Annotated in this window: 12 protein-coding genes; 7 read left to right on the top strand and 5 right to left on the bottom strand. The window is 62.9% G+C overall.

The window, feature by feature from the left end; translation table 11 throughout:
* The first annotated feature begins 86 nt into the window (after positions 1 to 86).
* From AWB76_RS12595 to AWB76_RS12610, 4 genes are all read left to right on the top strand, one after another.
* Positions 87 to 1,472 carry a DUF2252 domain-containing protein gene (locus tag AWB76_RS12595; protein WP_061160653.1) on the top strand — a complete coding sequence of 462 codons (1,386 nt, stop codon included), beginning with the start codon at positions 87 to 89 and terminating at the stop codon, positions 1,470 to 1,472.
* A gap of 163 nt (positions 1,473 to 1,635) precedes the next feature.
* Complete coding sequence (mscL, locus tag AWB76_RS12600) at positions 1,636 to 2,079, top strand: large conductance mechanosensitive channel protein MscL (RefSeq protein ID WP_061160456.1); 444 nt, start codon at positions 1,636 to 1,638, stop codon at positions 2,077 to 2,079.
* Positions 2,080 to 2,400: 321 nt separating this feature from the next.
* Complete coding sequence (locus AWB76_RS12605; protein ID WP_061149898.1) at positions 2,401 to 2,892, top strand: hypothetical protein; 492 nt, start codon at positions 2,401 to 2,403, stop codon at positions 2,890 to 2,892.
* 229 nt (positions 2,893 to 3,121) lie between these two features.
* Positions 3,122 to 3,328, top strand: a complete 207-nt coding sequence (locus AWB76_RS12610) for a dodecin (protein ID WP_061160457.1) — start codon at positions 3,122 to 3,124, stop codon at positions 3,326 to 3,328.
* A gap of 85 nt (positions 3,329 to 3,413) precedes the next feature.
* Here AWB76_RS12610 and AWB76_RS12615 read toward each other — a convergent pair whose 3' ends face one another.
* The 4 genes from AWB76_RS12615 to AWB76_RS12630 all read right to left on the bottom strand — a co-directional run bounded on the left by AWB76_RS12615 (position 3,414) and on the right by AWB76_RS12630 (position 8,257).
* Complete coding sequence (locus AWB76_RS12615) at positions 3,414 to 4,499, bottom strand: BMP family ABC transporter substrate-binding protein (RefSeq protein WP_061160458.1); 1,086 nt, start codon at positions 4,497 to 4,499, stop codon at positions 3,414 to 3,416.
* 115 nt (positions 4,500 to 4,614) lie between these two features.
* Positions 4,615 to 5,544, bottom strand: coding sequence for an ABC transporter permease (locus tag AWB76_RS12620; protein WP_061160459.1), 930 nt, complete (start codon positions 5,542 to 5,544; stop codon positions 4,615 to 4,617).
* Positions 5,545 to 5,568: 24 nt separating this feature from the next.
* On the bottom strand, positions 5,569 to 6,675 hold the full coding sequence (locus AWB76_RS12625; protein WP_061160460.1) for an ABC transporter permease: 1,107 nt from the start codon (positions 6,673 to 6,675) through the stop codon (positions 5,569 to 5,571).
* Positions 6,676 to 6,682: 7 nt separating this feature from the next.
* Complete coding sequence (locus AWB76_RS12630) at positions 6,683 to 8,257, bottom strand: ABC transporter ATP-binding protein (RefSeq protein ID WP_061160461.1); 1,575 nt, start codon at positions 8,255 to 8,257, stop codon at positions 6,683 to 6,685.
* A gap of 271 nt (positions 8,258 to 8,528) precedes the next feature.
* Between AWB76_RS12630 and AWB76_RS12635 the strand changes: the two genes are divergently transcribed.
* Entirely contained in the window at positions 8,529 to 9,461 is a 933-nt protein-coding gene (locus AWB76_RS12635) for a LysR substrate-binding domain-containing protein (RefSeq protein WP_008349998.1), read from the top strand.
* A gap of 716 nt (positions 9,462 to 10,177) precedes the next feature.
* Here AWB76_RS12635 and AWB76_RS12640 read toward each other — a convergent pair.
* A complete protein-coding gene (locus AWB76_RS12640; protein WP_208606563.1) occupies positions 10,178 to 11,545 on the bottom strand; it encodes an 8-oxoguanine deaminase in 1,368 nt (455 codons plus the stop codon).
* Between the two features lie 474 nt (positions 11,546 to 12,019).
* On the opposite strand from AWB76_RS12640, the gene uraH reads away from it, so the two are divergent.
* Positions 12,020 to 12,373, top strand: a complete 354-nt coding sequence (gene uraH / locus AWB76_RS12645; protein WP_061160463.1) for a hydroxyisourate hydrolase — start codon at positions 12,020 to 12,022, stop codon at positions 12,371 to 12,373.
* A 62-nt stretch (positions 12,374 to 12,435) separates the two neighbouring features.
* Positions 12,436 to 13,629 (top strand): urate hydroxylase PuuD, encoded by a 1,194-nt coding sequence (locus AWB76_RS12650; RefSeq protein ID WP_061160464.1) that lies wholly within the window; start codon positions 12,436 to 12,438, stop codon positions 13,627 to 13,629.
* The last annotated feature ends 10 nt before the right edge of the window (positions 13,630 to 13,639 follow it).

Here is a 13,639-nt window from a genome sequence, read left to right on the forward strand (position 1 = left end):
GTGTAAAACGTTCCACCCGGGAGCGGCAAATGCTCCGCGTTCGACGAACACTGGACACGCCGCCCATCGGCGAAGGAGAGCACGTCTTGTCTACACACCGTGATTCCGCCTCGGCGAATGGCCAGATCAACGGCGCGGCCGAACAAAGCCGCGCTCACGGCCGCTCGCTGCGCGACGCCGTTCCGTTCGACGCGCACGGCGCCTGGTCGCCCGAGCCCGATCGGCCCGATCCGGTCGAACGCGTGCTCGCAGGCAACGCCGGCCGGCAGGAGCGCCTCATTCCGCTGCGCATGCTGCGCATGGCCGAGTCGCCGTTTGCGTTCCTGCGCGGCTCCGCGACCGTCATGGCGTGGGATCTGGCGAAGTCACCGTCGATCGGGCACAACGTGATCATCGACGGCGATGCGCACATCAACAACTTCGGCCTCTTTCGCACGCCGCGCCAGGACGTCGTGTTCGATCTGAACGATTTCGACGAAACGCTCGTCGGTCCGTGGGAGTGGGATCTCAAACGGCTGACGGCGAGCATCAATGTCGCGGCGCGCGAAAACGGCGTCGATGCGGCCGGGCGCGAGCGCGCGGTGCGTTCGTCGTGCGCGGCGTATCGCACGACAATGGCCGGGCTCTGGCAAGTGAGCCCCTACGATCTCTGGCAGATGCGCTCCTACGCGAGCGCGCTGCACATGGACGCGCCGACAAAACTCGACGCCGGCGAAAAAGCGACCATCGAGAAAACGGTCGAACGCGCGATGAAACGCTCCCACGCGACGATGCTCGCGAAAGTCGCGGAACCCGCCGGGAAGAGCTATCGCTTCAAGGTCGATCCGCCGATCCTGACCGCGCTCGACGCCGCCGAAAAGAATCATGTGATCGATGGGCTGAAGGCCTATCTGCAGACGCTCGCGGGCGAATGGCGCATGATGCTCGAGCGCTACGACGTCGTGGATGTGGCGCATCGTGTCGTCGGCGTGGGCAGCGTCGGCACGCGCGCGTATCTCGTGCTGATGCTCGGCCGCGCGCTCGGCGACCCGCTGTTCATTCAGGTGAAAGAAGGCATCGTGCCCGCCGCCGCGCCCTTCGTGCCGCCGCTCGAAGAACCGTACCGGCATCAGGGACGGCGCGTCGTGCACGGCCAGCGGCTCATGCAGAGTTCATCGGACGCGCTGCTCGGCTGGACCACCATTTCCGGGCGCGATTTCTACGTACGGCAGATGAAGCAGATTCGCGGCTCGATTCCCGTCGACTGGCTGCACGGCGCGACCTTCGATTTTTACGCGTGGTGTCTCGGCCTGCTGCTCGCCCGCGCCCATGCGCGCACTGGCGACGCCGCGCTCATCGCGGGCTACTGCGGCAACTCGGACCGGCTCGACGCGGCCTACGCGATGTGGGCCGAACGTTACGGCGCGCAGACGGTTGCCGATCACGCGGCTTTCTGCGCGGCGATCAGCGTGGGACGCGTGCCGTCGGCGTGAACGATTTTCGTCCGCGCGGCGGTCCGCAATCGAATTGACTATCATTGACGGTGCCCGCAATGAAACACGGCTCGCTCCGCGTTTCGCGGGCGTCACAATGGCATAGCCCTTGCTGCCGCTTTGACCCGCACAACCGTCTGACTCAAACTGGAGGAAGCCGCGCATGAGCATGATTGAAGAATTCAAGAACTTCGCCCTGAAGGGCAACGTCATGGACCTCGCGGTCGGCGTCATCATCGGCGGCGCATTCTCGACGATCGTGAACTCCGTCGTGAAGGATCTGATCATGCCCGTGGTCGGTCTCGCCACCGGCGGACTGGACTTCTCGAACCTGTTCGTCAAACTCGGGCCGATACCACCGACGTTCAAAGGCAATCCCGATTCGTACAAGGACCTGCAGACCGCGGGCGTCGCCGTGTTCGGCTACGGCTCGTTCATCACCACGCTTATCAACTTCATCATCCTCGCGTTCATCATCTTTCTGATGGTCAAGTTCATCAACAATCTGCGCAAGCCGGCCGAAGCCGCACCGCCGCCCGCCACACCCGAGGACGTGCTGCTGCTGCGCGAGATTCGCGACGAACTCAAGAACGCGCCGCGCGTCTAGGCGGCAAACCCGCTCGAAATAGATGGAACCCGCGTGGTCCGCGCGGGTCTGCCTGATGGCCCCCCGTTTGCTTGGTGCGCCCACCCGCTTTTTTCTTTACGAAAGCTATTCGCGCGGGTGTGAGCAGGACTATTATTGAGATAGATGCTCTGATGGATGTGCCAAGCGGGCCGCCAAATGGTCATCGGCACGAATCGTGCGCCAGGAACGGGCACCGGCAGCCTGCCGGTGCCAAAGATGAATGGCCCGATTCACCGTGACCTAATCACATCGATGCGCTATAAAAGATCGACGTGCGGCGCGCAAGACGGGAGTGGCCGCATGAGGACGCTGCGTTTCTTGCAATTCTTTTTCAGGCGAGTTTTTATGTCCTTCCCGAAAAAGCGTAAGCGCGTGAAGGCCGATGGCGACGAGTCTTTTCTCGCCGTGCTTCGGCATTTCAAGCCATTTGGTCAGCTAGACACGAAGATCGCCCGGGCGCGCGCCCAGGATGAACCGGTGCTCTACGCCCATGTCCTGCCGGGACTCGATGTCCTCCTGTGCAGCGTGCGGGGCGCCCAGCCGCCCTATCCGGCCATCGACGAACTGCACAGGCGCTGTGTCGAGTCGATCACTAATGCGCTCGAACAGCCGCTCGACGGACTCGAGAACGGCGGTTACTGGTACGAGGCGAACGGTTTCGGTTTCCTCGTATTCGCGAGCCGCGCCCGCGCGCAGATTCTGAGCGAATTCGGCGCGACGGTCTCGGCACGCAGGCGTCGCGGCACGCGTCGCCAGGATGCGGGCGACGCCGCGTCGCGACCGCTGCGCTGATCCCTGACTGACCTTCCCCGTTTTCTTTCCGATGCACGCTGGCCTCGTCGACGAGGCCAGCGTGTCGTCGTTCGCGCAAACCCCGACTATTCCCGCACGCGTTCGTGTCCTTTAATGGAAGCCACGCGCGATGAGCGTGATGGCGCGTGCCTTGCTGAATCGGAATTGCAAGCTTCCTGCGACTCGACGGGTCGCGCGAGCCGATCCATCACACTACAAGGAGAACACTATGTCGGAACACGTCTACAAGCAGATCGAACTGACCGGCTCGTCGCCGCAATCGAGCGACGACGCCGTGCGCGTCGCGCTGGAGAAGGCGTCGAAAACGCTGCGCAACATGCACTGGTTCGAAGTGGTGGAAACACGCGGGCACCTCGAGGACGGCAAGATCCTGCACTGGCAGGTGACGATCAAGGTGGGACTGCGTATCGATTGATGCGCTGTCTGCATCGCCATGAAAAAACCGCGCTTCGTTTCGCAACGAAGCGCGGTTTTCCCTTGCGCGGGTGAAAGGCGCGCGCTTACTTCGGCAGCGAGCCGTCGACGCCCTCGACGTACCAGTTGATGCGCTGCAGTTCCGGATCGGACAGCGTCTTGCCGGCCGGCACCTTCTCCGCGCCCGACTGATCCTTGATCGGGCCGCTGAATACATCCCACTTGCCCGCGTGCAGTTCGTCACGCTTCGCCGCGACCGCCTGCACTGCCTTCGCGGGAATCACGCCGGTGTTCAGGTCTTCGAGATCGACAGCCTTCTGGGGAATGCCGAGCCACACCGGATCGTTCTTCCACTTGCCGTCGAGCACTTGCTGGATCACCGCGTTGTAGTACACGCCCCAGTGCGCGACCACCGAGCCCAGGTGCGCGCCCGGGCCGAACTTCTTCATGTTCGAATCCCAGCCGAACGCGAAAACCTTCTTCTCGGCGGCCGTGTTGAGCGTCGCGTTGGAATCGGTGTTCTGCAGCAACACGTCGGCGCCCTGGCCGATCAGCGTTTCAGCCGCCTGCTTCTCCTTGCCCGGATCGAACCAGCTGTTGATCCAGATGACCTTCGTGTGGACCTTCGGGTTCACGGAGCGCGCGCCCATCGTGTAGGCGTTGATGTTGCGCACCACTTCCGGAATCGGCACCGACGCGACGAAGCCGAGCGTGTTGGTCTTCGTCACATAGCCCGCGGCGACGCCCGCCAGATACGCGCCCTGATACATGCGCACGTCGTACGTGCCGAAGTTCTTCGCCTTCTTGAAACCGGTGGCCGTCAGGAAGACAGTGTCCGGGAAATCCTTCGCGACCTTCAGCGCGAAATCCTGATAGCCGAAGCTCGTGGCGAAGATGATCTTGTTGCCCTTGTTCGCGAGATCGCGGAACACGCGCTCGGAGTCCGCGGATTCCGGCACGTTCTCGACGCGCGTGATCTTGATCTTGCTGCCGTATTTCGCTTCGGCCTCCTTGCTGCCCGCATCGTGCGCGAAGGTCCAGCCTGCATCGCCCGGATTGCCGAGGTAGACGAACGCGACGCCCGGCGCATCCGCCGCCCGCGCGCTCAACGCCGCGACGGTGGCGGACAGTGCGACCGTCGCGGTGATCGCCTTCAGCCATGTTTTATTCATTGTGATTCTCCTGGTCGATGTTGTTTGTCAAACGAATTGCCAGACCCAAGGCCCGCATCAGTGTGGTCGGTCAAAAATGAGAACGGAATCGCGATGCTGCGCGCGAACAACAGCATCAGCTCGCCGCGAAAAACGGCTTGCCGAGCGATGCCGGCGCGTTGAGCTTGATCGTGTTCGGATTGCGCGAGATGAGCACGAGCACGACGATCGTCGCGATATACGGCAGCATCGCGAGGAATTGCGTCGGGACCGGCACGCCGATCGCCTGCGCGTAGAACTGTAGCGCCATCACCGCGCCGAACAGCAGCGCGCCGATGAGCAGCCGCCCCGGCCGCCACGTCGCGAACACGACGAGCGCGAGCGCGATCCAGCCGCGGCCCGACGTCAATTGCTCCTGCCATACGTGCAGATAGACGATCGAGTAGTAGCCGCCCGCGATGCCGGCCATCGCACCGCCGAAGAGCGTCGCGCCATAGCGCACGCCAACGACCGGAAAGCCCACCGAATGCGCGACCGCCGGCGATTCGCCGACCGAGCGCAGCACGAGCCCCGCGCGCGTCTTGTAGAGGAACCAGCCGATCACCCCGAACATGATGAACGCGAGATAGCCGAGCGGCGTGAGCGAGAAGATCGCCGGCCCGAGCACGGGAATGCCGGAGAGGCCCGGAATCGGCATCACGTCGATGGTCGCGCGCACCGCCGCCGACGTATACGGCTTGCCGACATAGGCCGAGAAGCCGATGCCGAAGATCGTCAGCGACAGGCCCGTGGCGACCTGATTGGCGAGCATCGTGATGGTGAGAAAGCCGAAGAGCAGCGCCATCGCGAGTCCGGCGAACACCGACGCGACGATGCCGAGCCACGGGCTGCCTGTGATCGCGGTGACGGCGTAGCCGGCGACGGCGCCCATCAGCATCATCCCTTCGACGCCGAGATTCAGCACGCCCGATTTTTCCGCGACGAGTTCGCCCGCGCCCGCGTACATCAGCGGAATGGCGGCGATCACGGCGCTCGAGGCGAGATTGCTGGCTTGATTGATGTCCATGTTGTTCTGAGCCTCGTCACTTCATTAAGCGGCGTGATGCGCAGGCGTCCTGCGCTTGATGCGGAAATTCACGAAGAGATCGCAGCCGAGCAGACAGAACAGCAGCAAGCCCTGGAACACGCCCGCGAGCGCTTGCGGCAGTTGCAGCGACGTCTGCACCGCTTCGCCGCCGAGGTAGAGCAGCGCCATCAGCAAACTGGCGAGCACGATGCCCACCGGATGCAGCCGCCCGACGAACACGACGATGATCGCCGTGAAGCCGTAGCCCGGCGACCAGCCCGCCTGAAGCTGGCCGATCGGCCCGGCCACTTCGCCCATGCCCGCGAGACCAGCGAGGCCGCCGGAGAGCAGGAGCGAGGTCCAGATCGTTTTCTTGTCGGAGAAACCGGCGTAGCGCGCGGCGAGCGGCGCGAGACCGCCGACGTTCATCCGGAAGCCCGCGAAGCTCTTGCGCATGAAGAGCCACACGCAGGGAATCGCGATCGCCGTTAGAAACACCGACGCGTTGATGCGCGTGCCCTTGAGCCACGTCCAGTGCCAGTCGCCATAGAGGCGCGGGAACAGCGCGTCGTCGCCGAACATCGCCGAAATCGGGAAGTTCATGCCTTCCGGATCGCGCCACGGGCCGCTCACGAGATAGATGAGCAACTGCGTCGCGACGTAGGTGAGCATCAGGCTCGTCAGGATTTCGTTCGTGTTGAAGCGGCTCTTGAGCAGCGCGGGAATCGCCGCCCAGACCATGCCGCCGACGATGCCGCCGATCATCATCGCGGGCAGCGTCCACCAGCCGGACGCGTCGCCGGCATGAATCGCGATGCCGCCCGCGACGATGCCGCCGAGCAGCATCTGCCCTTCCGCGCCGATGTTCCACACGTTCGCGCGATAGCCGACCGCGAGCCCGAGCCCGATCAGGCACAGCGGCGATGCCTTCAGCACGAGTTCGGACCAGCCGTTGACGCTCGACAGCGGTTCGATGAAGAACGCATGCATCGCGCGCAGCGGGTCCTGGCCGACGAGACTGAAGATCAGAAAGCCGATGACGAGCGTCGCGACCGCGGCGACCACGGGCACGGCGAGCTGCATGAGGCGCGAGGGCGTGGGGCGCGCTTCGAGTCGATAGGGGAAGATCATCGTTCTTTTAATGCTTCAGAAGAGAGTCGGGTTCGGCGGCCGCCGCGGGCTTGCCTTCGAAAAGACCGGCCATGAAGAGGCCGATTTCTTCCGCGTTGGTCTCGCTCGTCTTGCGCACCGGCGAGAGCTTGCCGCGCGCGATCACGGCGAGCCGGTCGCAGATGTCGAAGAGTTCTTCCAGTTCTTCCGAAATCACGAGAATCGCGACGCCGCGCGCCGACAGATCGAGCAGTTGCTGGCGAATGAAGCCGGCCGCGCCGACATCGACGCCCCAGGTCGGCTGAGCGACCACGAGCACCTTCGGCTCCTGAAGAATCTCGCGCCCGACGATGAATTTCTGCAGATTGCCGCCCGAAAGGCTTTGCGCGAGCGCATCGCTGCCGCCGCAGCGCACGTCGAACGACTTGATGCAGCGCTCCGCGAACGCTTTCACCGTGGCCGCCTTGATCCAGCCGCCGCGCACCATGTTTTCGCGATGCGCGGTGAGCAGGCCGTTGTCGGCGAGCGACATCGCCGGGACCGCGCCGCGTCCGAGCCGCTCTTCCGGCACGAACGCGAAGCCCTGACGCCGGCGCCCGCCCGCTGTCAGACGCGCGGCGGGTTTGCCGCAGATCGACACGGCGTCGGCGGCGACGTGCTTGTCGCGGATTTCGCCCGACAGCGCCGCGAGCAACTCCGCCTGCCCGTTCCCCGACACGCCCGCGATGCCGAAAATCTCGCCCGCGTGCACGGAGAACGACACATTGTCGAGCGAAGTGCCGAACGGGTCAGGGCTCGCAACGGACAGGTTCTTTACCGCGAGCCGCACGTCGCCGGGATTGTGTTCGCGGCGCGTGTAGTCGGGCAGCGAATGGCCGACCATCAACTGCGCGAGCGACGCGTGCGTTTCCTTGCGCGGATCGACGTTGCCGGTCACGCGTCCGCCGCGCATCACGGTGGCGTTCTCGCAGAGCGACTGGATTTCGTCGAGCTTGTGGCTGATGTAGAGAATGCTGCAACCCTCGGACGCGAGGCGGCGCAGCACCTTGAAAAGCTTCTGGACGGCTTGCGGCGTCAGCACCGAAGTCGGCTCGTCCATGATGAGCAGTCGCGGATTTTGCAGCAGGCATCGCACGATTTCGACGCGCTGGCGTTCGCCGACCGTCAGACTGTGGACGTGGCGTTGCGGATCGACATCGAGACCGTAGTCCTTCGACACTTCGCGGATGCGTTTGCCGAGCGCTTTCATGTCGAACTTTTCGTCGAGCGCGAGCGCGATGTTTTCGGCGACGGTCAGCGTCTCGAACAGCGAGAAGTGCTGAAACACCATGCCGATGCCGAGCTTGCGCGCGGCCGCCGGGCTGCCGATCTCGACCGCCTCGCCCTGCCAGCGGATTTCGCCTTCATCCGGGCGCACCGCGCCGTAGATGATCTTCATCAGCGTGGACTTGCCTGCGCCGTTCTCGCCGAGCACGGCGTGGATTTCGCCCGGCATGACGACGAGATTCACGCCGTCGTTCGCCTTGACGGACGGATACTGCTTGCTGATACCCGACAAAGCCAGGCGCGGTGGCGTTGTCGATGTGGAGATGGCGTCGCCCATTGAGGTCCAGAAATGCGCCTGGCCACCGAGCAGGCCAGGCTGGAAAAAGTTACCGCTCAAGAGCGTGCGGCACGGTCATGTCGCACAAACTCATATCGCGGGCAGAATTTACAGAATTCGGAACGTTAAGTCGATAACTCAAAATTATGTGTTGCGCCCCGCAAACCCAGCGTTTGCGGGTAGCCCACACCTTGACGAATTTTTCACGACATATTAAAAACAATATGTCGCACCCCCGCGTCGATCAGCCAGAACATATAGTGGAGATAACATGAGTCAGCAACGCGAGGCGATCGATACGTATCTATTGCGCGTCTTGCACACCCTCCTGATGGAACGCAGCGTGACGCGTGCAGCCGTCAAGCTCAATCAGTCACAACCCGCCATCAGTGCCGCGCTGCGGCGTCTGCGCGACATCACCGGCGACCCGCTCCTCGTGCGCGGCAAGTCGGGCATGGTGCCGACCGAATACGGCCTGCGGCTGCTCGAGCCGACGCAGAACGCGCTGCGCGAAATCGAGCGCATCAAGGTCCAGCAACACAACTTCGATCCTTCCACGTCGGTGCGGTGCTATCGCATCGGCTGCCCTGACTATCTGAACGTGCTGTTCGTGCCGACGGTCGTCGAACGATTCCGGCAGGCCGCGCCGAACGCGACGCTCGAGTTTCATTCGCTCGGCCCCGCGTTCGACTACGAGCTTGCGCTGGAGGACGGCAAGCTCGATATCGTCGTCGGCAACTGGCCGGAACCGCCGGAACAACTGCATCTGTCGAATCTGTTCGTCGACAAGATCGTGTGTCTTGTCAGCAACACGCATCCGTTCGCCAAGCGCGGCGGGCTCACGCTCGACCAGTACCTCAACGCGCCGCACCTTGCGCCGACGCCGTATTCCGTCGGCCAGCGTGGCGCGATCGATGTGCATCTCGCGCGCGAGCGGCTGAAGCGTCATGTCGTCGTCACGTTGCCGTACTTCAATCTCGCGCCTTACGTGCTGATCAAGTCGGATCTCGTGTTCACGACGACGCGGCTTTTTGCCGATCATTACGCGCGGTTTTTGCCGCTCGCGGTCGTGCCCGCGCCGCTCGATTTCCCGCCGATGCAGTATTACCAGTTGTGGCATGAGCGGTGTCATTATTCCGATGAAGTCCGCTGGTTGCGGGGGCTTGTCGCCGAAGCGACGCGTTCATTGATCGATCAGCCTTGATGTTGTTTTTGCTTTATTCGTTTGCTCGCTTTATTCGTTTGCTCGTTTGTGCGTGAAACCTGCTTTCGTGTCGGTCTATTAGCTCTGCCCCTGTGCGGGGCGGCACCTACTTTCTTTGCTGCTGCAAAGAAAGTAGGCAAAGAAAGCAGCTCGAAACGCCCGCGGTCACACGCACGTTGGCCACTTTTCTCCTCCACGGCGGCACTCGCCTAAAGAGTGCCCCCAAACACCCCACCGGCTTGGCTCGCGCACGGTCTGACACATCGCATAGCTTCGCTCGCTGGTTCAGCACCAAATAGCTCCGGCCCGCTTCGCGACCGACCGGTCCATCGGGGCGGTCAGCGCTCCTCTCCTAACATTTCCATCGCACTGCAATCGCCACACGTTGGTTTCCCATCCCTACCCGGCGGCAGCGCGTAGCGCTGTGCCGGAACGCTTTGGTGCTGAACCAGCGCCCTATACCGTCTAGCTCGTCAGACCGCGCGCGATCCAAGCCCGATTGGGCCTACGAGGGCACTCTTTAGGCGAGTGCCACCAAGGACGAGAGAACTACCCAAACTGCGTGTGACCGCGGGCCTGAACGAGCTGCTTTCTTTGGTTACTTTCTTTGCAGCAGCAAAGAAAGTGACTGCCGCCCCGCACAGGGGCAGCGCCAATAGACCGACAAGAAAGCAAGTTCCCCGAACGAACCCAACGCAACCCACACGCAAAAAACCTCAAGACCCAGAAGAAGCCAAAACCAAGTCCCGCGCCAGACGATTGTGGCGCTCCAAAACCGTGCCAAGATCCAGCGTCGTCAACCGCCCATCCTTCACGACGACCTTCCCATCGACAACGCTCGTCGACACCTGCGCCGGGGCGCAAAACACCAGCGCAGCAACGGGATCATGCAAAGCCCCTGCAAACGCCGTCTGCGAAAGATCGAACGACACGAAATCCGCCGCCATGCCCGGCGCGAGCGCACCGATATCATCGCGATTGAGCACCTTCGCGCCACCAAGCGTCGCGATTTCCAGCGCTTCCCGCGCAGTCATAGCATCCGGACCGAACCCGACGCGCTGCAACAACAACGCCTGCCGCACCTCGGCAACCATCTGCGCTCCATCGTTCGACGCCGATCCATCCACGCCGATACCCACCGGCACACCCGCATCGCGCATCGCACGAATCGGCGCAATGCCCGACGCGAGCCGCATATTCGAGCACGGGCAATGCGCGACGCCCGTCCCCGTGCGCGCAAACAGATCGATGCCCGCCTTGTCCAGTTGCACGCAGTGCGCATGCCACACGTCATGGCCGACCCAGCCGAGATCCTCGGCATATTCCGCCGGCGTCATGCCGAATTTCTCGCGGCTGTACGCGACATCGTTCACGTTTTCGGCCAGATGCGTGTGCAGCGACACGCCGTATTCGCGCGCGAGCAACGCCGCATCGCGCATCAGTTCGCGGCTCACCGAAAACGGCGAGCACGGCGCCACGACCACGCGCAGCATCGCGTAACGGCCTTCGTCGTGATATGTCTCGATCAGCCGCTGCGAGTCCTTCAGAATCGCGTCTTCCTTTTCGACGACCGAATCCGGCGGCAAACCGCCGTCCTTCTGCCCGACGCTCATGCTGCCCCGCGCCGCGTGAAACCGCATGCCGATCTCGCGCGCCGCCGCGATGCTGTCGTCGAGCCGGCTGCCGTTCGGGTAGATATAAAGGTGATCGCTCGACGTCGTGCAGCCGGAAAGCAGCAGTTCCGCCATCGCCGTCTGGGTCGAGACGCTGATCATCTCGGGCGTCAGATGCGCCCAGATCTTGTAGAGATTCGTGAGCCAGCCGAACAGTTCGGCGTTCTGCGCGGCGGGAATCGCGCGCGTGAGGCTCTGATACATGTGATGGTGCGTGTTGACGAGGCCAGGAATCACGAGATGGCCGCGCATGTCGAGCACGTCGTCGGCGGATTGCGGTAACTCACTCGTCCGCCCGACCTGCACGATGCGGTTGTCCTCGATATACAAACCGCCATGGGCAATTTCGCGGCGCTTCTCGTCCATCGTGACGAGCATCTGGGCGTTCTTGACCAAAAGACTGCGTGGCATCAGTTTTATCTCCATAGAGCGTTGGGAAACCAGTGAAAAGCCCCGGTTACCCAGCGTCTGACGCCGTCTTCGGGACGCGGCAAGTATTCAGCGATATTCGCGCGCACCGTCACTGTCCACGTCCAAAAATTCGGACGCAATCAAGCCGCCGTCATAGTCGTCTTCACAGCGGCAATATATTCCCGAATTTTGGCGCGCGTAGCATCGCCGGAAACGGGGTCCGCAACGCGGTTCGAGGCCGCCCGGCAAGGCTTACGCGCCGCTGTCATGCGTCAGGCATTATCTTTCCTATCGCGGGCGCACAGCGCGTCTCAAATTCCTACAATGCTGTACACGGCGCGCATCTGAAACGCCGACGGGTATGTAGCCACTGACGTGGAGCCTCGATCCGCCGCAGACGCACTGAAGTATCCAGGTGCGGAATTTCGGATCGATGCGCAAAGCCGGATCTCGCACAACTCAAGGAAACTGCGAATGGGCAAGCTCACCACCCACGTCCTCGACACCGCGCACGGCCGCCCGGGCGCCAACCTCAAAGTCGAGCTGTTCGCGCTCAACGGCGACACCCGCCGCGCGATCAAGACCATCCATACGAACGACGACGGCCGCGCCGATGCGCCGCTGCTCGAAGGCGCCGACTTCGAAACCGGCGAATACGAGCTCGTCTTCCACGCGGGCGACTACTTCGCCACGCTCGGCGTGACCGTGCCCGAGCCGCGCTTCGTCGATCGCGTCGTGCTGCGTTTCGGCATCGCGGATTCCGCCTCGCACTATCACGTGCCCCTGCTCGTGTCGCCGTGGGCGTACAGCACGTATCGCGGAAGTTGAGCGGAAGCTAAAACACAGCTTGAACCCCACAAGCACATAACGAATCGGTAGTGGAGGAGTACATGGAAGGCTTTGTCACCGACTGGCTCAATCTCGTATTGCGCTGTCTGCACGTCATCGTCGCGATCGCATGGATCGGCGAATCGTTCTACTTCGTCGCGCTCGACAACAGTTTGAAACCGCCCACGGACCCGAACGCGCGCCGTCGCGGCGTGTTCGGCGACTTCTGGCACGTCCACGGCGGCGGCTTCTATCACATGCAGAAGTATTCCGTCGCGCCGCAGGACATGCCGGAGAACCTGCACTGGTCGTTCTGGCCGTCGTACACCACGTGGATGTCGGGTTTCGGCCTCTTCTTCGTGCTGTATCTGCTGTCGCCGAGCACGTATCTCATCGACAAGAGCGTGCTCGACATGGGCCCGGTGGTGGCCGTATCGGCGGCGCTCGGCTTCCTGATGGCCGGCTGGATCGTGTACGACACGCTGTGCCGCGTGCTCGGCACCAACGACAAGCTGCTCGGCATCTGCGTGGGCATCTACGTGCTGATCGCGGCGTTCATCGCGTGTCATGTGTTCGCGGGCCGCGCGGCGTATCTGATCACCGGCGCGATGATCGCGACGATCATGTCGGCGAACGTGTTCTTCGTCATCATTCCGGGCCAGCGCAAGATGGTCGCGGCAATGCTCAAGGGCGAAACGCCGAACGCGATCTACGGCAAGCGCGGCAAGCAGCGCTCCGTGCACAACACGTACTTCACGCTGCCCGTGGTGTTCGCGATGCTGTCGAACCACTACGCGATGACCTACACGCACAAGTTCAACTGGCTGATTCTCGTGCTCATCATGCTGGCGGGCGCCCTCATTCGCCAGTTCTTCGTGATGCGCCATCGCGGCCAGGTGCTGTGGTATATGCCGGTCGCAGGTCTCGTGCTGGTGCTTGGCGCATTTGTGTGGACGATGCCCGCGCCGACCGTGCCCGTCGCACAAGCTGCCGGCGCGCCGACGATCAAGGTGTCCGACATTCAGCCGATCATCCAGCAACGCTGCGCGACGTGTCACTCCGCGCATCCGACGATGATGGGCAGCGCGCCCGCCGGCGTCTTGCTCGATACGCCCGCCGAGATCAAGCAGAACGCGCAGCGCGTGCATCAGCAGGCTGTGACGCTGAAGGCGATGCCGCTCGGCAATGTCACGCAGATGACCGATGCGGAGCGCCAGAAAGTAGCCGCGTGGTTCGCAGGCGGCGCTGTCGAATAAGCTTTACCGC

The organism is Caballeronia temeraria, assembly GCF_001544795.2.
Lineage (GTDB): Bacteria > Pseudomonadota > Gammaproteobacteria > Burkholderiales > Burkholderiaceae > Caballeronia > Caballeronia temeraria.